Here is a 20051-nt window from a genome sequence, read left to right as displayed (position 1 = left end):
CGGGATCGGTCAGGAAGGGAGGGGTGTCAGTGAGACAATGGCGCCCATGCCGCCCGAATCTCCACGTTCCGACTCTCGCCGCTACGTCCTCACCCTGGGCTGCCCCGACCGCACGGGCATCGTCGCGCGCATCTCGACCTTCCTGGCCGATCTCGGGGGCTCGATCGTCGAGGCCGCCTATCACGCCGACGCGGACAGTGGCTGGTTCTTCACCCGTCAGGCCGTCGCGGCCTCGTCGATCGACATCGGAGTCGACGAGCTGCGCGCACGGTTCGCGGCGGTCGCCGCGGAGATCGGCCCGGAATCCGAGTGGTCGCTGCACGATTCCGGAGAGCGCAAGAAGGTCGTGCTCCTGGTGAGCAAGGAGGGACACTGCCTCCACGATCTGCTCGGGCGCGCCGCCGGCGGAGAACTGCCGGCGACCATCGAAGCGGTCATCGGCAACCACCCCGATCTCGAATCCGTCACGCGCGCACACGGTGTGCAGTTCCACCATGTTCCGTTCCCCGAGGACCCCAGCGAGCGCGGGCCCTCCTTCGACGCGCTCCGCGACCTCGTCGACGGCTACTCCCCCGACGCGGTGGTGCTGGCGCGCTTCATGCAGGTGCTGCCGGAGTCGTTGTGCGAGCACTGGTCCGGGCGCGCGATCAACATCCACCACAGCTTCCTGCCGTCGTTCGTCGGCGCCCGGCCGTATCACCAGGCGTTCGCACGAGGGGTCAAGCTCATCGGCGCGACGTGCCACTTCGTCACCGCCGAGCTCGATGCCGGACCCATCATCGAGCAGGACGTCATTCGCATCGACCATGCGGACGCGGTCGCCGACATGGTCCGTCAGGGCCGGGACATCGAGAAGATGGTGCTCGCGCGCGGACTGCGCTGGCACCTCGAGGACCGTGTGCTGGTGCACGGCCGCAAGACAGTGGTGTTCGACTAGACGGCTGGTCGTATCAGCCGGCTGGGGTTCGACCCACCACGACGGTCTCGTTGTAGACGAACACCTTTCCCACCGGCCGCGGGAACGGGAACGAGGCGGACGTCGTGCGCTCGATGCCGGCGGCAGCGCAGAGGGCGAGCAGGTCGGCGGCGTCCAACCAACTCGTGTGCGTCGGGTCGCTGGCGAACCCGACTTCCTGCGGGCACACGATCATGACGACGGAGTTCGGCTGCAGACACGGCAGGTACTCCGTCAGCACCTCACCCTCCGCGCCCGGCGGCAGGTGCTCGAGCAGGTGGGCCATGAGCATGCCGTCGAAGCCCGTGTCGCCGAGGGCGTGGAACTCCTCGGGTGTGTACGCGGTCATGCCCTGTGAGCGGCAGAACTCGACGGACGCGACGTTGTGATCGACACCGACGCTGCCCGCGGGAAGGTTGCGCAGATTCCGGCCGATGCCGCAGCCGACGTCGAGAACGCGCCGCCCAGCGAGATGGCGTCGGATGTTCCATTGATACGGAGCCTGCACGCGCAGAACGCGTTTCCACCGCGCACCCTGCAGCTCGCGCAACCGCTCGGTGTAGGCGTCCCCTCTCGTGTCGTCGCTCATGCCGGCAGCTCCGCCAGCCGGACCAGCTCGGCGTCGAACTCCGCGATCGATTCCACCGAACTCATGTGTCCGACACCGTCGAGTTCGAGGAACCGGCCCAGCACTCCGGCGCGGGAGAGTCGATCGGCGAGCTTGCGGGCGTGCACCGGCGGCGTCAGGCGGTCGCGAGTACCGACGATCACCGACGTCGGGACGTCGATGTTCTCCAGCGCGTCGTGAATGTCCAACGCGGACAGCGCCGATCCCCACATGCCCCGCGTTCGAGGGGAGCACTCGCGCACGATGCGTTCGCAGAACGCCACCTGCGCCGGAGTGGACTCGGCGCCCATCGTCACGTACTTCAGAGCACGAGCGGAGAACGGACTCGACGGGATGGGCAGTGCCGATCCGAGCACGCTCGACGCCACCCGCGCCGGCACCTGCGCGACACCGGGTGGCAACGGGATGACAGTGGTCTCGCGGACCAGACTGTCGGTGGCCGTGTTGGCCAGCAGTATCGCCTTCACGTAGTGGCGCACCTGCGCGGGATACTGTGCCGCCCAACTCATCACGGACATGCCGCCCATGCTGTGTCCGGCTACGACGGCCTTGGTGTCCGAGTCGACCGTCGCGTCGAGCACCGCGGCGAGATCGTCCCCCAGGACGTCGGCACCGAGTGGCCGGGTCCCCACCTCACTGGCTCCGTGCCCGCGCTGGTCGTACACGACGACGCGGTACCGTCCGGCGAGGTCGTTGATCTGCGGCGCCCAGAAGTCGGCGGAGCAGGTCCATCCGTGACTGAGGACGATCGGGGCGGCGTCCGGGTCGCCGTACTCGCGCACGTGCAGCGCGGCACCGTCCTCGGCGACGACCGTGCGCACCCGTGGGGTGAGCTCCGGACGCGCCAGCAGTACATCGGTGTCCGCCATCCGCGCCGAGGGCGGTGACGCCCGTCGAGTCGCCCGGATCGAGGCTGCACCGGCCACCGCGACCGCGGCCACGGCAGCGGTCACCACTGCACCACGAGTGTTCATCGGTCTCCTGTCCTGCTGCTCGAGCTGGTGCTCGCGCCGTTGCCGTCACTGTCGTCGGTGTCCGCCGTGGCGGCGTCGCCGCTGTCCTCCGTGGCGGCGTCGCCGCTGAGCGCCTTCTCCATCGCGTGCACGATCTCGGCGTCCATGGTCTCGGAGAAGAGCGCCTGCACGGCACGGCTGGCCAGCGGACGCAGGGTGGTGATGAGGTCCGCCATGGCCGAGAGCTCGCTGGGGTCGAGCGTGAACGGATCGGCGCCGCCCGGAACGAACCTGTCGACGACCAGACGCACGAACTGCTGGGACACGCTCGTCAGGTCCTGGTGGACGCGCTCGGTGCGGGACAGGATGTCCGGCAGCGCGAGACCCGCGTCGAACAGCACCTTGGCCGCGCGGACCAGGGCGGGGTTCTCGATGCGGTAGCCGTCCCCGTCGCGGGAGAAGACGTCGAGCGCTTCCGCACGCGTCAGATCGTCGTCGCTGATCCGTCCGTCGAACATGGTGTCGATCTCGTCGCGGGTCAGCCGCGCCGGGTGGTCGACGTTGGCGGCGCCGTCGGGATCCTCGGTGCCCAGGACGTCCTCGACGCGGAGTCCGTACTGCGCCGCGGTGAGGAGTTCGCTGATGGTGACGAAGGTGTAGCCACGGTCGAGCATGCGCGAGATCATCTGCAGCCGAGCGAGGTGCGACTCGTCGTACCAGCCCGTCCGACCCACCTTGCGCGGGGGCGGCAGCAGACCGCGGTCCTGATAGACGCGCACGTTGCGGACGCTCACGCCGGCTTCCCTGGCGAGGTCGTCGATCCGGTACTCGGTCAGGCCGACTCGGCGGAGATCCCGGGGATCACGCGAGCGAGCATCGTCGAGTGGGGAGTCCGGCACCCTCAGACCTTAACCCTGCCGCCCTCCCGCACCAGTGCCTATTGATTTTCGATAGATTCTGGCTGATACTCGATGTATGATCACGGAAAGACGCGTCGTCGCGACACTCAGGGTGTTCCTCGCCGGCCTGTTCGCCCTGCTCGTCCTGTTCCAGGTCATGTCGCTGCCGGGACAGTTCGCGCACATGGCCCGCGAGAACCCGGAATCCGCGTACCTCCGATGGCCCCTCACCGCGCTCACCATCTTCTGGGTGGTGTGCGTGCAGATCGTCGTCATCGCCACCTGGAAGCTGCTCACTCTCGTCCGCCGGGATCGCATCTTCTCCGGTGCCGCGTTCGTGTGGGTCGACGCGATCGTCCGCGCGATCGTGGCCGCCGGTGTGTCGCTCGGTGTCGTGTTCCTCGTCGTCGGGTTCCGCGCGGACGATCCGGGGCCCGTGCTCCTGCTGTTCCTGCTCTGCATGATCGTCGGCGTCGCCGCACTGCTGATGATGGTCATGCGTGCCCTGCTGCGGAAGGCGAGCGACCTGCGCGCCGACCTCGAGGGCGTCATCTGATGCCCATCGTCGTCCGCATCGACGTGGAGCTGGCCAAGCGCAAGATGAGCGTCGGCGAGTTCGCCGAGCGCGTCGGACTGACCCCCGCCAACGTCGCCGTACTCAAGAACGGGCGGGCCCGCGCGGTGCGGTTCAGCACCCTGGAGACCATGTGCCGGGTGCTGGAGTGCCAGCCGGGTGACCTGCTCGAATGGGTGGACGACGAGACATGATGCGGATGCCCTAACTTATCGGTACGGCCCGGCGAACATGATCGCGCCGGGTGCCCTACACTTCCGTCATGGTCGACCGCATCGGAACTCGTCCACCCACATCCGGAGGCATCACTCCCGTCCGGCTGTTCACGCTGCTCGGCCCCGCGTTCGTCGCCGCCATCGCCTACGTCGACCCGGGCAACGTCGCCGCGAATCTCACCGCGGGCGCGCGCTACGGCTACCTCCTCGTGTGGGTACTCGTGGCCGCCAATGCGATGGCGGTACTGATCCAGTACCTCTCGGCCAAGCTGGGCCTGGTCTCCGGACGATCACTGCCGGAGATGCTCGGCGACCGCATGCGTCCCTGGCCCCGCCGGGCGTTCTGGGTGCAGGCCGAGGCCGTGGCGATCGCGACGGACCTCGCCGAGGTGATCGGCGGCGCCATCGCGCTCAACCTCCTGTTCGGCGTTCCGCTCTTCGTCGGCGGTCTCATCACCGGCGTCGTGTCGATGGTGATCCTGGCCGTCCAGTCACGGCGGGGTCAGCGCACCTTCGAGTTCGTCGTCATCGGCATGCTCGCCATCATCACGATCGGCTTCCTCACCGGCCTGCTGTTCACCGACATCGACGCGGGCGGTGTCGCCGGCGGTCTCGTACCGGGGTTCGACGGCTCCGGATCGGTCCTGCTCGCGGCCAGCATGCTGGGCGCGACGGTCATGCCGCACGCCATCTACCTGCACTCCGCGCTCGCCCGCGACCGCCACGGCGTCGAGAAGGACTCCGGCAAGCTCGACCGCCTGCTGCGCGCGACCAAGTGGGACGTCACGTTCGCGCTCATCATCGCCGGCAGCGTCAACATCGGCATGCTGCTGCTCGCCGCATCGGCGTTCCGCGGCGAGGAGGGCACCGACACCATCGACGGCGCGCACGCGGCCATCGAGAACAATCTCGGGCCCGCGGTCGCCGCGATCTTCGCCGTCGGACTGCTCGCCTCGGGTCTCGCGTCGACCTCGGTGGGCTGCGCCGCCGGTGCCGAGATCATGAAGGGACTGCTGCAGAAGCGGATCCCGATCCAGGTGCGCCGCGTCGTCACGTTGATTCCCGCGCTGGTGGTCCTGGGTATCGGCGTCGATCCGACGCTGGCGCTGGTGCTGAGTCAGGTGGTGCTGAGCCTGTGCATTCCGTTCGCGCTGATCCCGCTGGTGCGCATGACCTCCAGCAGCGCGGTGATGGGCGCCCGCATCAACTCACGGACCACCGTGGTCCTCGCCGTCGTCACCACCGGCCTGATCGTGGCGCTCAACGCGGCACTGCTCTGGCTCACGGTCACCGGCCAGGGTTAGCTACCAGCGCGGTCCGCGCTGGATGTCGTCGACCTTGGGCCGCACGTCCACGAGGTACACACCGATGGCGACGACGGCGATGATGCCGACGAAGCCCACCACCGGGAAGACGAGCAGGATCAGCAGCGCGACCGCGAGAATGGCCACCCACCCCGGCTTGTTCAGCTTGTCCGCGGCGGTGAAGGCGTCGGGGCGCTGGCGGATGGCGTGGAAGAGCGCGAACGCCACACCCACCAGAGCGATGAGTTGCAGGATGTTCATGATCGCGCTGGTCGCGCTGTACGCCATGGGCATGCGGTCATCCTAAACGACACCGACCCCCGCGCTTCGTCAGCGCGGGGGTCGGAATTGTCGCGATCGACTAGCTGGTCGACTTCTTGGCCGGAGCCTTCTTGGCCGGGGTGGCCTTCTTGGCGGGGGCGGGAGTCGAGGCCTTGGCCGGGGTGGCCTTGGCGGGAGCCGACTTCGTGGCCGGGGTCTTCTTGATGGGCGAGCCCGCGTTGTTGCGCGTCTTGCCCTCGACCGTGCCGGCTGCACCCGAAGCGCGATCCGACGCCTTCTGGCCTGCGGTCTTCGCCTTCTGGCCGAGCTCGTCGATCTTCTCGCTCAGCTCGTCGGCAGCCTCGTCGACATTGTCGACGGCGTCCTCGGCGCCTTCCTTGATCGCGTCGGTGGCCTCGTCGACACCTTCCTGCACACGATCGGACGCGCGGCCCGCGAGGGCTGCGGCGCGCTCACCGACGGCGCGGGTCTGCGAGGCGACGGTGCCGAGGGTCTGCTCGGTGAGGTCGACAGCGTCGTTGGCGACGGCGTTGGCGCGCTCGAGACCGTCCTCGACCGCCGGGTTCTTGCGGATGCGCTCGACCGTCTCCTCGCCGCGCTCGGCGAGTGCGGTGTAGAGGTCCGACGCCACCTTGAGGTAGGCCTCGGCAACCTTGCGGAGCTCCTCGGGGGTGAAACGCTCGCGGAGATCGGCGATCTCGTCCGGCAGCTCCTGCGGCAGCGCGTTCAGGCGTCCGCGGAGCGTCTCGACGCTCTCGGTGACGTCTTCCTGCAGGTCGGCGAGGCGGGCGCGGGCGGTGTCGACGCGGTCGTTGACGTCGGCCTGCGTGCTCTCGGCGCGGTGGCGGACCTGGGCGACGACGTCGGCCACGGCCTGGACCACGGCGTCACCGGCGCCGACGGCGGCGAACAGCGGGGTCTTGACGGTGTCGAACTTCGGGTCGGTCATGTGTGATCTCCTGATGTCGTTTCGTGGTTGATCTCTGATCGCAGCGTGGGGGTGCCGGTCTCGTTCTCGCGGCGGAACGAGTAGTAGATCTCGAGGAGCACCTGCTTCTGACGCTCCGTGATGGAGTCGTCACCGTGCACCGCGTCGATGATGGGACTGTGCGGCCGTTCCTCGAGCAGACCGGCTTGCACGTACAGGACCTCCGAGGACACACGAAGACCCTTGGCGATCTGACTCAGAACCTCTGCCGACGGCTTGCGCAGGCCCCGCTCGATCTGGCTGAGGTAGGGATTGCTGACGCCGGCGGAGAGTGCGAGTTGCCGCAGGGACACCTGGGCCGACTCTCGCTGTGCCCGAATGAAACTCCCGATGTCCTGTGTCGCCGTGCTGACGACGCGGGCGGCGAGATCTCCGGCTGCCGACACCACTGTGGTGTCGTCGCCTTCCTTCTCCTCGGATGCCATCTCGAACACTCCTGACTGATGTCGAATGCGCCTCGCCAACGACGATAACCAAGGGTGCTAGCAATTGCAAGCACTGTGCTAGCACCCACACCCAAGGGCACGCGGTGGTGGTGTCGACCAGCCACACACCCTGCTCGGCGCTGCGCACCCCGACCAGTCGGCGGAAAGGGGTGGGCACCTCACGCACCCCGTGCACGGCCGCGGCGGCTACCCGAACAACAGGTGCGAGATCGAATAGATCGCCAGACCCGCGAGCGAGCCGACCACCGTGCCGTTGATGCGGATGAACTGCAGGTCCCGTCCCACCTGCAGCTCGATCTTGCGGCTGGCCTCGTCGGCGTCCCATCGGGCGACGGTGTCGGTGATGACGGTGGTGATCTCGTCGGTGTAGTTCTCGACGATGTAGCGCACGCCGGCCATCAGCCAGCCGTCCGCCTTGCCGCGCATCGCGTCGTCGTCGCGCAGGCGGAGCCCGAACTTCTGCACGTTCTCGCTGATCTTGGCGCGCAGGGTGCTCTTCGGGTCGTCCACCGAGTCGACGATGAGCCGCTTGGCCACCTTCCACGATGCCGCCGCGAGGCCGGTGACCTCGTCGCGGCCCATGATCTCCGACTTGATCGACTCGGCCTTGGCGATGGTGTCGGGGTCGTTCTGCAGGTCGTCGGCGAAGTCGGTGAGGAACTTGTCGGCCGCGAGCCGCAACTCGTGCTGCGGGTTCGACCGGACCTTCCACGTGAACTCCACGAGTTCGCGGTGGATGCGTTCTCCGAGAAGCACATCGACGAACTTCGGCGACCAGGACGGAGAGTCCCTCGACACGATCCGGTCGATGGTCGGCAGGCTGTTCTGGGCCCATTCGTGTGCGCGCTCGGCGAGCAGGTCGATCAGTGGTTTCTGCCGGTTGTCCTCGAGCAGCGAGCCCAGGACGCGTCCGATCGGCGGGCCCCACTGCGGATCACCGAGGCGCTTGACGATGGTGTTGTCGATGACCTGCTGAATGTCCTCGTCGTCGAGCACGTCGAGGAAGCCGCGCAGCACGGTCGCCGTCTCCTCCGCGACACGGTCGGCGTGGGCCGGGTCGGCGAGCCAGGTGCCGAGGCGCAGCGGGATGCGCGCGGACTCGACCTTCTGCGACACGACGTCGACGGCGAGGAAGTTCTGCCCGACGAACGATCCGAGGCTGGTGCCGAGCTGGTCCTTCTTCCGCTTGATGATCGCGGTGTGCGGGATCTTCAGACCCATGGGGTGCTTGAAGAGAGCGGTGACGGCGAACCAGTCGGCGAGCGCGCCGACCATGCCCGCCTCCGACGCCGCCCGGACGAAACCGACCCAGCCGCCGGCGCCGCGGGACTCCTGCCACCGGCAGAAGAGATAGACGATGGAGGCGAACACCAGGAAGCCGGTGGCGACGATCTTCATCTTGCGGAGGTCGCGTCGTTTGACGTCCTCGTCGAATGTCATGAGCTGCACCGACTCCATTGTGCAGGGTCGGCGCGCGACTCGTGCCCCGACCGGCGACGACGTCTCGCCCGGACGCGGGTCCGACGGCGCCGGGCACTACTGTTGGAGTGGGCGACGTGACATGCGCCGCCGCACACGAGTGCGCCAGAAGCGCAGTCGGACATCGGGACGGAGTACACGCGCGTGGCGAGCAGATCGGCAGCGAGGAAGAGCGACGGGGACACCGCCGACCAGGACGCCGACGAGACCGGGGCCCGGAAGACCGGGCGAACCCGTTCCGCCAGGGCCGAGACGGTGAAGCCGGATTCCGACGACACCGCGACCGACGCCCGCACGGACAAGCCGGACGGCCGCAAGCGACGCTGGCGCGAGCACAAGATCGCCCGTCGCGAGGAACTGGTGGACGGCACTCTCGCCGCCATCCGGCTGCGCGGCCGCAACATCGGCATGGACGAGATCGCCACCGAGATCGGTATCTCGAAGACCGTTCTGTACCGCTACTTCCACGACAAGAACGATCTGACCAACGCGACGCTCGAGCGATATGTGGAGACGACTCTCGCACCGCGGATCTACGACGCGATCAGCGTCGAGCTCGACGAGTACAACCTCACCCGCCAGGTGGTCGCCGCGTACGTGGAGACCGTCGCGGACGACCCCGAGGTCTACCTGTACGCGATGTCGAACAGCTCGGGGCCGAACCGCGACGTGGTCGCCGAGTCGGAGCGCATGATCGCCGAACTGCTGGCGACGGTGCTCGGTGAGCGCCTGCGCCGGATGGAGATGGACTCGGGCGGCTCGCTGCCCTGGTCGTACGGGATCGTGGGCGGCGTCCAGTTGGCCACGCACTGGTGGATCTCGAACCGGTCGATGTCGGCAGCGGACCTCATCGACTACCTCACCATGATGGTGTGGGGCGGCATCCACGGTGTCGCGGAAGCGGGCGGTTCGCCCTCACGCTTCAACGCGGTCGACCACCCACTCGTCGACGAATAGAGGCGCCTAGCGGTCGTGCTCGTCGTCGAGCGGGACGTCGCGACTCTGCTCGAGCAGGTCCGCGTCGGAGGCGTCGTACGTCACGGCGACCGTGGGCGTGACCGCGTCGGTGTCGTCGTCCCGCACCGTGTCCCGCTCCTGCTCGAGAGCGTCCTCGACGGGAAGTTCCGGGCTCGTGAAATCGGGCATCTGTCGTTCCCTCCCTCGGTGAGTCTGCGTGGGCCGTTCCGAGGTTACCGGCGCTCGACCGGAACCAACACCACGGCCATACCGGCCATACCGATCATGAGGACACCGACCAGGGCTCCCAGGGCGAAGGAGTTCACCGCGGCCGCCACGAAGGCCGCCATCCCGGCGCACAGGGCGACCATCAGGACGATTCCCGCCGTGGTGTGCTCGAAGAGGCAGGTCATCACGGGTGCCTCGGCGGCATCGCCGGCGGTGTCGGGCACGACCGCTCCGGCCGCGTCCACTGTCGGTGTGCTCACTGGTGTTCCCCTCTCCCGCGTCACCTCTCGGTGAACGCAGCGGCGCCTCGATCGGACGTGCTCACCATCCGGTCGAAGGGCAGATACCCGCGCCCGGGCCGATCCAACCCGCCGAGGGTGTGCCGTTTCCCACCACCGGGTGCCGGGTAGATCGGGACAGCCGCATCGCGTCCCGCGACACGGCGAGAACGAGAGAGGTTCACGATGACTGACACTCCGAACACCGACTCCGGGTCGGCCCGCCGCACCGTGGCGTTCCTCGCGACGGACGGTGTCGAGCAGATCGAGCTCACCGCTCCCCGCGAGGCACTCGATCAGGCCGGAGCGACCACGGTGCTGCTCTCGCTGACCCACGGTGAGATCCAGGCCTTCGAGAACGACACCGAACCCGCCGACACCTTCGCCGTCGACCAGTTGGTCGCCGAGGCCTCCGTCGACGACTTCGACGCGCTGGTCCTGCCGGGTGGAACGACCAACCCCGACACGCTGCGCCTCGACACCGACGCGGTGTCGTTCGTCCGCGACTTCGTGAACTCCGGCAAACCGGTGGGGGTGATCTGCCACGGCCCGTGGACGCTCGTCGAGGCCGACGTCGTACGCGGTCGCACGCTGACCTCGTACCCGAGCGTGCGTACCGACATCAGGAACGCCGGCGGCACGGTGGTGGACGAGGAGGTCGTCGTGGACGGCAACCTGATCTCCAGCCGCAACCCGGACGACATCCCCGCGTTCTGCGAGGCCGTGGTCCAGGCCGTCACCGCTCTCGACGCGGCCGAGTGAGCCGGGGTCAGCCGTTCGACTCGTCGGCCGGCTGATCCTGCGCGGGCGGCGGGAATCCGCCGGTCGCGATCGGTCCCCACGTGTCGATGGCGATCCGGATGATCGACTTGCCCTGCGTCACCATCGCCTGCCGGTACTCGTCCCAGTCGGGGTGCTCGCCCGCGATCGCCCGGTAGTAGTCCACGAGCGGCTCGACGGAGTCGGGCAGGTCGATGACCTCCGCGGTGCCGTCGATCTGCACGTAGGGGCCGTTCCAGTCGTCGGAGTGGATGCAGAGCGTGACGGCCGAGGACCGACGGATGTTCACGGTCTTCGCGCGCTGCGGGTACGTCGAGACGACGATGCGCCCCTGCGCGTCGAGCCCGCAGGTCACGGGTGAGATCTGCAGTCCACCGGACTGCTTCGTGGTGACCAGGGTGGCGTGATGCCGCTCGGCGACGAAGCGATGCAGGGCATCGAGATCGACTCGGTCGGCTGTTGCGTACGTCGGTGCCATGATTCGAGGGTAGGTGCTCGCCCGCCGGGGGCTAGAATCGGTGCCGACAGACGACACTCGGTCCGGACTCACCGGCCACGCGGTTCCGGGGGTGCCGCGGTCGACCTTCCGCCCTCAGGACAGACCGTGACCGTTCCACCTCGTCCCCCCTCGATCGCACCGCCGCCCTCCGCGCTCTCCACCTTCGACGCCGCGGGCGCGGCCGTCGTCGCGTATCTCGACAGCATCCTTCCCGCGACGGCCTGGGCCGTCTCGCGCGTCGTCGACGACAAGCAGATCTTCCTGCGCACCAACACCAACGGCCTGGGGATCGACACCGGCCTCGTCGTGGGGTGGAACGAGTCGCTGTGCCATTCGATGACCGAGGGCGAGATCCCGTCCGTCGTGGAGGACCTCGACGACGCGGGCATCCCGCGCATCGGCGTACCCGGGCACGACCCGGTCCGGTCGTACATCGGTGTGCCCATCCGGCGGGCGGACGGCTCGCTGTTCGGCACGATGTGCGGTTTCGGCTCGCGGCCGATCAGCGGGCCGCTGCCCGCCGGCATGACCGCGCTGCTCGATCTCCTGTCCGGGCTGCTCACCACGGTGTTCGAGACCGACCACGCCCGCGCGGTCGCGGAGCGGTCCGCCGAACTGGCTCGGCGCGAGGCGGAGACCGACCCCCTCACCGGACTCTTCAACAGGCGGGGATGGAACCGGGTGCTCGAGCCCGAGGACGCGCGCTGGACTCGCTTCGCCGACCCCGGCGCCGTGGTGGTCGTCGACCTCGACGGGATGAAGCAGGTGAACGACCGGCACGGCCATGCCGCGGGAGACCGGGTGATCCGACGCGCCGCCGAACTGCTGCGGGCGTGGGCTCACGAGTCGGACGTCGTGGCCCGTCTCGGCGGCGACGAGTTCGGAGTCCTGGTGTTCGACCGCGACGCCACCGACGTCGACGGCATGCTCACGGCCCTGGAGTCCTCCGCCCACGCGGCGGATGTGCCGATGTCGGTCGGCTGGAGCACGGTCACCGAGGCCGGCAGCATCACCGCGTCGTGGTCGCTCGCGGACGAGAACATGTACGTGTCGAAGCGTCGGTCACCGAGCAGGTCCGGCATCGACATTCATCCGACCCCCGGACGCCACCAGGGCGGTCACGTCGCCCGGCGGTAGTGGTCGCGCCATCAGGTAGCCCTGGGCGTACCCGCATCCGCACCGGACGAGGCTGTCGAGTTGGGCCGTGGTCTCCACGCCCTCGCCCACCACGTCGAGACCGAACGCGTCGGCCACCGACACGACGGCGCGGATGACCGCCTCCGACTGCTCGGTCGGCAGGTCGGCGACGAACGATCGATCGATCTTGATGGCGTCGAGGATCGGGAAGCGCGTCAGGTAGTCCAGCGAGCTGTGGCCGACACCGAAGTCGTCCAGCAGGATCTTGATGCCCATCCGGTGCAGCTCGTCGAGGTTGTTCTTCACGGCGGACGTGTCCTCGAGCCACAGGGTCTCGGTGATCTCGATGCCCAGCAGATCCGGGGCGAGACCGGTGCGCTCGAGCGTGTCGGCGAGGGACGACGCGAACGTGCGCTGACGAAGCTGCAGCGGACTGACGTTGACGCGAAGTTCCACCGGATCACCGGTCTGCCAGCGCGCGGCCTCGGTGCACGCCCGGCGCAGCACCCAGCTGCCGAGCGGCCCGATCAGGCCCGCGCGTTCGGCGGCGGGAACGAACTCGTCGGGCCCGACGACGCCGAGACTCGACGTGGTCCACCGCGCGAGCGCCTCGACCCCGGTCATGCGTCCGGATCGGATGTCGAACACGGGTTGGTACGCCACGTCGAGGTCGTCGTTCTCGATCGCGGACCGGAGCTCCGAGGCGATGGTCAAGCGCCGCAACGCTTCTCCGCCCTGCACCTTGTCGTACAGCTCGTAACTCCCCGGCCCCTCCTTCTTCGCGCCGCCCATGGCGACGTCCGCCTGGCGGACCATCTCCGCGGCGGTGTGCTCGCCGTACCCGACCGAGATGCCCATGCAGGCGGTGACGGTCGTCGTCCGGTTCCCGATGGTGAGCGGACGGCGGAACATGGCCAGCACACCCTGGGCGACGCCGATGGCGTCGAAGGTGCTGCGCAGGCCCGGGCACACGAGCAGGAACTCGTCGCCGCCGAAGCGGGCGACGGTGTCGGAGGGCCTGACGGTGCGGGTGAGCATCGGCGCCACCGCCGTGAGCACCGCGTCCCCCGCTCCGTGGCCGAAGCTGTCGTTGATGGTGCGGAAGTCGTGGAGGTCCACCAGGATCACCGCGGTGAGCGTGCCGTCCTCGCGCGAGACTCCGAGCGCGGAATCGATGCGTTGGTACGCGAGCGTGCGATTCGCCAACTGCGTCAGCGGGTCGTGCAGGCTGCGGTATCGCAGCTCGCGTTCGAGGTCGGACCGGCGCACGGCGGACGCCAGCACCGCGGCCACCGTGACGACGAAGGACAACGTGTCGGCCGACGGCGTGTGCGGCTCGGTGCGATAGACGACGAGGACACCCCACGTGCCGTCGCCCCCGCGGACGGGAGCCGCGATACCGCTGCGGAGGTCGTGGTCCTCGAGCAGGGTGACGTCGAAGCGGGTCTCGTCGCGGCTGTCCGCGCACACGATCACCTCCTCGCGCTCGAGCGCGTAGCCGGCCAGCGTCGCGGTGCCCGAGGGCAGGGTCTCCTCGTCCGGCGGCTCGAAGGTGGCCGCGTGGACGGCCAGGCGGTCCGCACCGCGTCGGCGGAACACCACGGCGTGCGTGGCACCGACAAGGTCCACGATGGACTGCAGAGCGGTGGCCACGAGGTCGTCGAAGGATCCGGTGAGCGCCGCACGGTTGAGCCCGGCGACGATGCGCTGCTCGCGCGCTCGGCGGCGGACGGCGGTGAGGGCGTCGACGAGCTCCTCCTCGCGCTCCTGCCGCTCGGAGCCGTCCACGAGTGTCGCGACCACGACCTCGTGGCCGTCGGTGGGCCCGAGTACCCAGGCGGACACCAGGATCGGTCGGGCCGGAGTTCCCACCGCGACCCGACCTGTCCAGGCTCCCGTGGCGTTCAGCTCGGCGAGAATGAGGTCGAGTGTCGAGGCGGCCGTGTCCGCGACGAGGTCTCGCGCGGACGGGTTCTCGTGGGCCGGGAACTCGAGGATGGTGCGGGCGGCGGCATTGGCGTACCGCACGGAGGTGTTGCGATCGAAGACCACGACGCCGTCCTGGGACGACTCGGAGATCGCCGTCAGCGCTGCCAGAACGGTGCGCCTGTCGCCGGCGTCGCCCGAGTCCGAACCACCAGAGTTCAGGCCACCCGAGTTCAGGCTTCCCGTCACCACGTCTCCGCCCCCAGACCCGTTTCCGCCCCCAGCAACACCTCGCGATTGTTCCACCTTCGACGCACTCTGCCCGTTCTTTGCCCGCTTTTCCTCTCGGGGACCGGTACCTGCCCGCGTCACGCTCCGTCCGACGACGCCCAGTCCAGCAACCGGTCGACCGGCCAGGTGGTGACGATACGGTCCGGCGGAACGCCCACCGCGGTGGCACGCGCACAACCGTGGCCGAGCCAGTCGAGTTGGCCGGGGGCGTGCGCGTCGGTGTCGATGCTGAACAGGCAGCCGATCTCCAGAGCGAGCTCCATCAACCGCTCCGGCGGGTCCTGGCGCTCGGGACGCGCGTTGATCTCCACCGCGGTCCCGTGGTCACGGCACGCCTCGAACACGGCACGGGCGTCGAACGTCGACTCGGGGCGGGTGCCGCGTCCGCCCTCGACGAGACGGCCGGTGCAGTGGCCGAGAACGTCGACCTGCGGGTTCGTCACCGCGGCGATCATGCGCGCCGTCATCGTGGCGCTGTCCGCGCGCAGGTGGGAGTGGACGCTCGCGACGACGATGTCGAGGTCGTCGAGCAGCTCCGGCTCCTGGTCCAGCGACCCGTCGTCGAGGATGTCGACCTCGATGCCGGTCAGCACCCGCATCGGCCGCCCGCCGTCGGTCTCGAAGCGTCGCTGCACCTCGTCCATGACCTCGAGCTGGGCGCGCAGTCGGTCGGCGGAGAGCCCGTGGGCGACGGTCAGACGCGGTGAATGGTCGGTGAGCACCCAGTACTCGTGCCCGATCCTGCGCGCGGTCTCCGCCATCTCCTCGATCGGACTTCCCCCGTCCGACCAGTCGGAGTGAGTGTGCAGATCCCCGCGCAGAGCTGTTCGCAGTTCCTCGCCGCCGACACCGATGGGCTGTGCCTCGGCGCGCAGTTGCAGGAGGTACTCGGGAACCTCGCCGGCCGCGGCCGCCGCGGCGACCGCGGAGGTCTTCGGACCGATGCCGCGCAGGGTGGTCCAGCCGTCGGTGCGAGCGAGCTCGGCCATCCTGTCGGCGTCCAGTGCGGCCAGGACGTCGGCGGCGGTGCGGTAGGCCTTGACCCGGCGCGTCTCGGCCCGCGACCGCTCGAGCCAGAACGCCACCTCTCGCAGTGCGGCAACAGGTTCCATGCCGTCAGAGCCTACGGCCCCGGACATGACACTGCCCCTGCCACCGGGAACCGGCGACAGGGGCAGGGGGGAGCGACGACCCGGACGAACCGGATCACGCCGAGTTTCGGTGCAGGGTGGTCAGCGGACCACGCGTGCGGTGGGCTCCCACCGAGCGGCACCCATGACGCGGGTGACCGCGTCGCCGACCACGAGGGTCAGGTGGGAACCGTTCGCCGCGCTGCGGTCGTCGAGACCCGCCACGACGGAAAGTGCTGCGGTGCCGAAGAAGTCGACTCCGGACAAATCGAGCACGATGCTTCGTCCCGCCTCGACGTCGTTGCTCACGACGTCCGAGAAGGTGGACGAGTTGGACAGGTCCACACTGCCGGTGACGCGGTACGTGGTCTCCGAGTCGGTGCGCACGACGGAGATGAGTCCGCCGAGCATGACGACGTCGTCGCCGAGAGTGGTGGTGGTGGATGCGTGTGAAGTCGAAACAGTCATGATTCTCCAAATGCCGATCTAGCTGGAGAAGCAGAGCAATGGTGCTGCAGGAGAAAGAACCCGTCCGCGACTGCAGAATGAGTGGCGGTTGATGGAAAGGAGTCCGAGCGACCATCGACGGTGCTTCGTACGTCGGCTGCTGACTCAACCTGTCTCTGAACCTACGCTACCCGGAGCGGTCTGCCAACCACTTCGGTGAGGATCCGGGTGAACATCGAGCGACGCCGCGGGAGACGCCGCCGGTACGGTGCACGTTTTGCGACGACGGCCCCCGGGTAATCTCGACCGGTCGAACACGTACGAGGTTCGTCTGAACCGACACGCGACACGAAGAAGTGGGAGACCTCATGACACGGGCCATCACGACGGAGCCGAACACGGAGGGGGCCGACGCCACCATCGAGCTCGGTGTCCACGCCGACGCGAGCCAGCTGTCGGTCACTCGCGCCGTGGCCGCGACACTCGCCGCCCAGGACGACTTCGATCTGGACAGCATCGCCGACATCCGGCTCGCCATCGACGAGTCCTGCAGCCGCCTCATCGTGCGTGCCACCCCGGGTGCCCGCATGGTGTGCCGTTTCCTCACCGCGGACGACGCTCTCCACGTGTCGGTGACGACGACGACCGAGGCCGGCGCCGATCTCGACGCCAGCGGTTTCGGCTGGCACGTTCTCAACGCCCTGACCGACTCCGTGTCGACGTCGCAGTCCGAGGACGAGCGCGGTGTCGTCTCGACCACCATCGAGTTCACCAAGAGCAAGCACGGCTGGGACGAGTGACGACAAGCGAACGCAAGCCGAAGTCACGGCGCTCGGCGGACGAGTACGCCGACGTCGCCGAGCGCTTCACCCGCATCCGCACGCTGCCCGAGGGCGATCCCCTGCGAGGCAAGCTGCGCGACGAGCTGGTGACGCGGTGCCTGCCACTCGCCGAACACATCGCCCGCCGATTCGACGGCCGCGGTGAGGCGCACGACGATCTGGTGCAGGTCGCCCGCGTCGGGCTGGTCAACGCGGTCGATCGCTTCGACGTCGAACGCGGATCCGATTTCGTGTCCTTCGCGGTACCCACGATCATGGGCGAGGTACGCCGGCACTTCCGTGACGCGGGATGGGCCGTCCGCGTCCCTCGGCGCATGAAGGAACTGCACCTGCAGCTCTCCCGTGCCATCGCGGATCTGTCGCAGACGCAGGGGCGGTCACCGACCGTCTCCGAGTTGGCCGAGTATCTCGACCTGGACCGCGACGAGGTCGCGATGGGGCTCACTGCAGGCAACGCCTACCAGACACTCTCGGTCGACAGTGCTTCCAGCGGAAGCGATTCCGAGGGCCTGTCGTTGGCGGACACCCTCGGTGACTACGACAAGGAGATGGAGAACGTCGAGAACCACGAGGCTCTCCGTCCCCTGCTCGAGAAGCTCCCCGAGCGTGAGCGCAACGTGCTGCTGCTGCGCTTCTTCGGCAACATGACGCAGACGCAGATCGCCGAGAAGATGGGGATCTCGCAGATGCACGTCTCGCGTCTCCTCGCCCGGACACTCGCCCAACTCCGCGAGGAACTGCACTAGAGAAGCGGGGCGTACGCCTACGCTCGCGGGATGAGCAGCTCACCGTCGCCCGGCTTCACCACGAATTTGCCCGCGGCCCTGGCCGCGTCGGGCACGTCGTGGTCGACGGTGGACGCCGCGTCGACGCCCGGTTTCGATCGCGACAAGGACGCCGGCAAGGAGTTGATGTCGGCGCGCGGCAAGATCCTGTCGGAACTTCAGGAGCGTCTGTACGCCTGCGGCAAGAGCGGCGACCACCGGTCGGTCCTGCTCGTGCTGCAGGGGATGGACACCTCGGGCAAGGGCGGCATGGTCCGGCACGTGCTCGGCATGGTCGAGCCCCAGGGTGTCGATCACGCGACCTTCGGCACCCCGACGGAGGAGGAGCGGGCGCACCCGTTCCTGTGGCGCGTGGAGAAGAAGCTGCCGCGACCGGGCCAGATCGGGGTCTTCGACCGGTCCCACTACGAGGACGTCCTCATCGTCCGTGTGAACGAACTCGCTCATCCCAGCGTGTGGCGCACGCGCTACGACGAGATCAACGACTTCGAGCGCCGCGTGGTCGAGAGCGGCACCACCATCGTCAAGGTGGCCATGGCGCTGTCGTGGGAGCAGCAGGGCAAGCGTCTCGCTCGTCGACTGCGCCGGCCGGACAAGTACTGGAAGTACGACCCGAGCGACATCGAGGCGCGCGAGAAGTGGGTCGCCTACCAGGAGGCGTACCAGGCGGTCCTGGATCGCACCGACACGGAGTGGGCGCCCTGGTACGTGGTGCCGTCCGATCACAAATGGTACAGCCGCCTCGCCGTCACGGAGCTGCTGACGGGAGCACTGACGTCGTTGGACCTGCAGTGGCCGCCCGCGGACTTCGACGTGGAGCACGAGAAGCAGCGTCTGGCGTCCCTGCCGCGGCCGTGAACGCCGACGGGCGCCGACCGCGAGGTCGGCGCCCGAAGGTGGTGTTCGCAGCTGTGGCGCTGCGCCCGTGGATCAGAGGGTGGCGGTGTCGATCACGAAGCGGTAGCGCACGTCCGACTTGACGACGCGGTCGTACGCCTCGTTGATCTGGTCGCCGGAGATGACCTCGATCTCGGCGCCGATGTGGTGCTCGGCGCAGAAGTCCAGCATCTCCTGGGTCTCGGCGATGCCGCCGACCATGGAGCCCGCGAACGAACGACGGTTCGCCAGCAGGTTGAAGGCCGGGACCTCGAGGGGCTTCTCGGGAACGCCCAACTCGACGAGCGTGCCGTTACGGGCGAGCAGGCCGAGGTAGTCGCCCATCGGCAGGTTCGCGGAGACGGTGTTGAGGATGAGGTCGAACTTCCCGCGCAGGTCCTTCAGCGCGGTGGTGTCCTTCGTGGCGTAGTACTCGTCGGCTCCGAGTCGCTTGCCGTCCTCCTCCTTGCTCAGCGTCTGGCTGAGCACGGTGACGTGAGCGCCGAGCGCGTGGGCGATCTTGACGCCGACGTGGCCCAGTCCGCCCATGCCGATGATGGCGACCTTCTTGTCGGGGCCCGCGCCCCAGTGCTTCAGCGGCGAGTAGAGGGTGATGCCGGCGCACAGCAGCGGCGCGGCGACGTCGAGCTCGACGCCCTCGGGGATGCCCAGCACGAACTTCTCGGTGACGACGATCTGCGTCGAGTAGCCACCGTGGGTGAACTCACCCTCGTACGTCTTCGAGTTGTACGTCTGGACGACGCCCTTGGTGCAGTACTGCTCGTCGCCGTCCTTGCAGGCCTCACAGGTGCCACAGGAGTCGACGAAGCAGCCGACGCCGACGCGATCGCCGACCTTGCGGCTGGTGACGTCGGAACCGACCTCGGCGACGATGCCGGCGATCTCGTGGCCGGGGACGACGGGGTACGTGGTGCCGCCCCACTCGTTGCGGGCGGTGTGGATGTCCGAGTGGCAGATACCGGCGAACTTGACGTCGATCAGGATGTCGTTCGGACCGAGCTCTCGTCGCTCGATGGTGGTCTTCTCGAGCGGTGCGTCGGGTGCGGTGGCGGCGTATGCGGTTGCTGTGGACATGTACACATGTCTACCCGTGCATCGTTGACTCGTAAACCATGTCCGATTCGTCCCCGG

The 20051-nt window shown here is 68.5% G+C and carries 24 protein-coding genes; 10 read left to right on the top strand and 14 right to left on the bottom strand.

Features of this window, described 5'->3' with window-relative positions; all coding sequences use genetic code 11:
• Positions 1-46: 46 nt before the first annotated feature.
• A complete protein-coding gene (purU, locus tag BR07_RS0116160) occupies positions 47-937 on the top strand; it encodes a formyltetrahydrofolate deformylase (protein ID WP_027506331.1) in 891 nt (296 codons plus the stop codon).
• A 13-nt stretch (positions 938-950) separates the two neighbouring features.
• On the opposite strand, the gene BR07_RS0116155 is transcribed toward purU, so the two are convergent.
• From BR07_RS0116155 to BR07_RS25000, 3 genes are read right to left on the bottom strand one after another with little or no spacing between them, the layout of a single operon-like run.
• Positions 951-1544 carry a class I SAM-dependent methyltransferase gene (locus BR07_RS0116155; protein WP_027506330.1) on the bottom strand — a complete coding sequence of 198 codons (594 nt, stop codon included), beginning with the start codon at positions 1542-1544 and terminating at the stop codon, positions 951-953.
• Positions 1541-2557, bottom strand: a complete 1017-nt coding sequence (locus BR07_RS0116150) for an alpha/beta fold hydrolase (protein WP_027506329.1) — start codon at positions 2555-2557, stop codon at positions 1541-1543. Before BR07_RS0116150 ends, BR07_RS0116155 begins: the two co-directional genes overlap by 4 nt.
• Positions 2554-3435 (bottom strand): MerR family transcriptional regulator, encoded by an 882-nt coding sequence (locus BR07_RS25000; protein ID WP_231476397.1) that lies wholly within the window; start codon positions 3433-3435, stop codon positions 2554-2556. Before BR07_RS25000 ends, BR07_RS0116150 begins: the two co-directional genes overlap by 4 nt.
• Positions 3436-3511: 76 nt before the next feature.
• On the opposite strand from BR07_RS25000, the gene BR07_RS0116140 reads away from it, so the two are divergent.
• The 3 genes from BR07_RS0116140 to BR07_RS0116130 all read left to right on the top strand — a co-directional run bounded on the left by BR07_RS0116140 (position 3512) and on the right by BR07_RS0116130 (position 5528).
• Entirely contained in the window at positions 3512-3991 is a 480-nt protein-coding gene (locus BR07_RS0116140; protein WP_027506328.1) for a DUF2975 domain-containing protein, read from the top strand.
• Positions 3991-4203 carry a helix-turn-helix domain-containing protein gene (locus tag BR07_RS0116135; RefSeq protein ID WP_027506327.1) on the top strand — a complete coding sequence of 71 codons (213 nt, stop codon included), beginning with the start codon at positions 3991-3993 and terminating at the stop codon, positions 4201-4203. Before BR07_RS0116140 ends, BR07_RS0116135 begins: the two co-directional genes overlap by 1 nt.
• A 68-nt stretch (positions 4204-4271) precedes the next feature.
• Positions 4272-5528: an Nramp family divalent metal transporter gene (locus BR07_RS0116130; protein ID WP_051613478.1), complete on the top strand. Its 1257-nt coding sequence runs from the start codon at positions 4272-4274 to the stop codon at positions 5526-5528.
• Here the strand turns inward: BR07_RS0116130 and BR07_RS0116125 are convergent, their stop codons facing one another.
• The 4 genes from BR07_RS0116125 to BR07_RS0116110 all read right to left on the bottom strand — a co-directional run bounded on the left by BR07_RS0116125 (position 5529) and on the right by BR07_RS0116110 (position 8702).
• Positions 5529-5822 (bottom strand): DUF2516 family protein, encoded by a 294-nt coding sequence (locus BR07_RS0116125; RefSeq protein WP_027506325.1) that lies wholly within the window; start codon positions 5820-5822, stop codon positions 5529-5531.
• 67 nt (positions 5823-5889) lie between these two features.
• The gene (locus BR07_RS0116120; RefSeq protein ID WP_027506324.1) at positions 5890-6759 is read right to left on the bottom strand and encodes a heparin-binding hemagglutinin; all 870 of its coding nucleotides are present in this window, start codon (positions 6757-6759) and stop codon (positions 5890-5892) included.
• Positions 6756-7223 (bottom strand): helix-turn-helix domain-containing protein, encoded by a 468-nt coding sequence (locus tag BR07_RS24995; RefSeq protein WP_037186255.1) that lies wholly within the window; start codon positions 7221-7223, stop codon positions 6756-6758. Before BR07_RS24995 ends, BR07_RS0116120 begins: the two co-directional genes overlap by 4 nt.
• A gap of 207 nt (positions 7224-7430) precedes the next feature.
• Positions 7431-8702 carry a DUF445 domain-containing protein gene (locus tag BR07_RS0116110; RefSeq protein WP_027506323.1) on the bottom strand — a complete coding sequence of 424 codons (1272 nt, stop codon included), beginning with the start codon at positions 8700-8702 and terminating at the stop codon, positions 7431-7433.
• Between the two features lie 276 nt (positions 8703-8978).
• Between BR07_RS0116110 and BR07_RS0116105 the strand changes: the two genes are divergently transcribed.
• Positions 8979-9680: a TetR/AcrR family transcriptional regulator gene (locus tag BR07_RS0116105; protein WP_027506322.1), complete on the top strand. Its 702-nt coding sequence runs from the start codon at positions 8979-8981 to the stop codon at positions 9678-9680.
• Positions 9681-9686: 6 nt separating this feature from the next.
• Here BR07_RS0116105 and BR07_RS0116100 read toward each other — a convergent pair whose 3' ends face one another.
• Together BR07_RS0116100 and BR07_RS0116095 are read right to left on the bottom strand one after the other, a co-directional pair.
• Positions 9687-9869 (bottom strand): hypothetical protein, encoded by a 183-nt coding sequence (locus tag BR07_RS0116100; RefSeq protein ID WP_027506321.1) that lies wholly within the window; start codon positions 9867-9869, stop codon positions 9687-9689.
• Positions 9870-9913: 44 nt separating this feature from the next.
• The gene (locus BR07_RS0116095; protein ID WP_155957058.1) at positions 9914-10168 is read right to left on the bottom strand and encodes a hypothetical protein; all 255 of its coding nucleotides are present in this window, start codon (positions 10166-10168) and stop codon (positions 9914-9916) included.
• A 204-nt stretch (positions 10169-10372) separates the two neighbouring features.
• Here BR07_RS0116095 and BR07_RS0116085 point away from each other — a divergent pair, with 204 nt between their 5' ends.
• The gene (locus BR07_RS0116085; RefSeq protein WP_155957057.1) at positions 10373-10948 is read left to right on the top strand and encodes a type 1 glutamine amidotransferase domain-containing protein; all 576 of its coding nucleotides are present in this window, start codon (positions 10373-10375) and stop codon (positions 10946-10948) included.
• Positions 10949-10955: 7 nt separating this feature from the next.
• Here the strand turns inward: BR07_RS0116085 and BR07_RS24990 are convergent, their stop codons facing one another.
• On the bottom strand, positions 10956-11444 hold the full coding sequence (locus BR07_RS24990; protein ID WP_037186134.1) for a PPOX class F420-dependent oxidoreductase: 489 nt from the start codon (positions 11442-11444) through the stop codon (positions 10956-10958).
• A gap of 126 nt (positions 11445-11570) precedes the next feature.
• Here BR07_RS24990 and BR07_RS24985 point away from each other — a divergent pair, with 126 nt between their 5' ends.
• The gene (locus BR07_RS24985; RefSeq protein WP_051613466.1) at positions 11571-12602 is read left to right on the top strand and encodes a sensor domain-containing diguanylate cyclase; all 1032 of its coding nucleotides are present in this window, start codon (positions 11571-11573) and stop codon (positions 12600-12602) included.
• Here the strand turns inward: BR07_RS24985 and BR07_RS24980 are convergent.
• From BR07_RS24980 to BR07_RS24975, 3 genes are all read right to left on the bottom strand, one after another.
• A complete protein-coding gene (locus BR07_RS24980; RefSeq protein WP_155957056.1) occupies positions 12528-14777 on the bottom strand; it encodes an EAL domain-containing protein in 2250 nt (749 codons plus the stop codon). The two genes, BR07_RS24985 and BR07_RS24980, sit on opposite strands and share 75 nt — an antisense overlap.
• A 119-nt stretch (positions 14778-14896) precedes the next feature.
• Positions 14897-15931 carry a PHP domain-containing protein gene (locus tag BR07_RS0116065; protein ID WP_027506317.1) on the bottom strand — a complete coding sequence of 345 codons (1035 nt, stop codon included), beginning with the start codon at positions 15929-15931 and terminating at the stop codon, positions 14897-14899.
• A 120-nt stretch (positions 15932-16051) separates the two neighbouring features.
• Positions 16052-16417, bottom strand: a complete 366-nt coding sequence (locus BR07_RS24975) for an STAS domain-containing protein (RefSeq protein ID WP_037186133.1) — start codon at positions 16415-16417, stop codon at positions 16052-16054.
• A gap of 347 nt (positions 16418-16764) precedes the next feature.
• Here BR07_RS24975 and BR07_RS0116055 point away from each other — a divergent pair, with 347 nt between their 5' ends.
• From BR07_RS0116055 to BR07_RS0116045, 3 genes are read left to right on the top strand one after another with little or no spacing between them, the layout of a single operon-like run.
• Positions 16765-17196 (top strand): ATP-binding protein, encoded by a 432-nt coding sequence (locus BR07_RS0116055; protein WP_027506316.1) that lies wholly within the window; start codon positions 16765-16767, stop codon positions 17194-17196.
• The gene (locus tag BR07_RS0116050; RefSeq protein ID WP_027506315.1) at positions 17193-17984 is read left to right on the top strand and encodes a SigB/SigF/SigG family RNA polymerase sigma factor; all 792 of its coding nucleotides are present in this window, start codon (positions 17193-17195) and stop codon (positions 17982-17984) included. The genes BR07_RS0116055 and BR07_RS0116050 overlap by 4 nt, the downstream gene beginning before the upstream one ends.
• A 30-nt stretch (positions 17985-18014) precedes the next feature.
• Entirely contained in the window at positions 18015-18881 is an 867-nt protein-coding gene (locus BR07_RS0116045; protein WP_027506314.1) for a PPK2 family polyphosphate kinase, read from the top strand.
• Between the two features lie 72 nt (positions 18882-18953).
• Here the strand turns inward: BR07_RS0116045 and BR07_RS0116040 are convergent, their stop codons facing one another.
• Entirely contained in the window at positions 18954-19994 is a 1041-nt protein-coding gene (locus BR07_RS0116040) for an NAD(P)-dependent alcohol dehydrogenase (RefSeq protein ID WP_027506313.1), read from the bottom strand.
• Positions 19995-20051: the final 57 nt, after the last annotated feature.

Origin of the sequence: Rhodococcus sp. UNC23MFCrub1.1 (assembly GCF_000686025.1) — a bacterium.
GTDB lineage: Bacteria > Actinomycetota > Actinomycetes > Mycobacteriales > Mycobacteriaceae > Rhodococcoides.
The sequence above is the reverse complement of the archived record's forward strand: the minus strand, read 5'-3'. Positions and strand labels throughout refer to the sequence as shown.

Excerpts from the sequence above, each read along its gene's own strand:
- purU (WP_027506331.1), top strand. The coding sequence starts at position 47 with ATGCCGCCCGAATCTCCACGTTCCGACTCTCGCCGCTACGTCCTCACC.
- BR07_RS0116155 (WP_027506330.1), bottom strand. The coding sequence starts at position 1,544 with ATGAGCGACGACACGAGAGGGGACGCCTACACCGAGCGGTTGCGCGAG.
- BR07_RS0116150 (WP_027506329.1), bottom strand. The coding sequence starts at position 2,557 with ATGAACACTCGTGGTGCAGTGGTGACCGCTGCCGTGGCCGCGGTCGCG.
- BR07_RS0116140 (WP_027506328.1), top strand. The coding sequence starts at position 3,512 with ATGATCACGGAAAGACGCGTCGTCGCGACACTCAGGGTGTTCCTCGCC.
- BR07_RS0116135 (WP_027506327.1), top strand. The coding sequence starts at position 3,991 with ATGCCCATCGTCGTCCGCATCGACGTGGAGCTGGCCAAGCGCAAGATG.
- BR07_RS0116130 (WP_051613478.1), top strand. The coding sequence starts at position 4,272 with ATGGTCGACCGCATCGGAACTCGTCCACCCACATCCGGAGGCATCACT.
- BR07_RS0116125 (WP_027506325.1), bottom strand. The coding sequence starts at position 5,822 with ATGCCCATGGCGTACAGCGCGACCAGCGCGATCATGAACATCCTGCAA.
- BR07_RS0116120 (WP_027506324.1), bottom strand. The coding sequence starts at position 6,759 with ATGACCGACCCGAAGTTCGACACCGTCAAGACCCCGCTGTTCGCCGCC.
- BR07_RS24995 (WP_037186255.1), bottom strand. The coding sequence starts at position 7,223 with ATGGCATCCGAGGAGAAGGAAGGCGACGACACCACAGTGGTGTCGGCA.
- BR07_RS0116110 (WP_027506323.1), bottom strand. The coding sequence starts at position 8,702 with ATGGAGTCGGTGCAGCTCATGACATTCGACGAGGACGTCAAACGACGC.
- BR07_RS0116100 (WP_027506321.1), bottom strand. The coding sequence starts at position 9,869 with ATGCCCGATTTCACGAGCCCGGAACTTCCCGTCGAGGACGCTCTCGAG.
- BR07_RS0116085 (WP_155957057.1), top strand. The coding sequence starts at position 10,373 with ATGACTGACACTCCGAACACCGACTCCGGGTCGGCCCGCCGCACCGTG.
- BR07_RS24990 (WP_037186134.1), bottom strand. The coding sequence starts at position 11,444 with ATGGCACCGACGTACGCAACAGCCGACCGAGTCGATCTCGATGCCCTG.
- BR07_RS0116065 (WP_027506317.1), bottom strand. The coding sequence starts at position 15,931 with ATGGAACCTGTTGCCGCACTGCGAGAGGTGGCGTTCTGGCTCGAGCGG.
- BR07_RS24975 (WP_037186133.1), bottom strand. The coding sequence starts at position 16,417 with ATGACTGTTTCGACTTCACACGCATCCACCACCACCACTCTCGGCGAC.
- BR07_RS0116055 (WP_027506316.1), top strand. The coding sequence starts at position 16,765 with ATGACACGGGCCATCACGACGGAGCCGAACACGGAGGGGGCCGACGCC.
- BR07_RS0116045 (WP_027506314.1), top strand. The coding sequence starts at position 18,015 with ATGAGCAGCTCACCGTCGCCCGGCTTCACCACGAATTTGCCCGCGGCC.
- BR07_RS0116040 (WP_027506313.1), bottom strand. The coding sequence starts at position 19,994 with ATGTCCACAGCAACCGCATACGCCGCCACCGCACCCGACGCACCGCTC.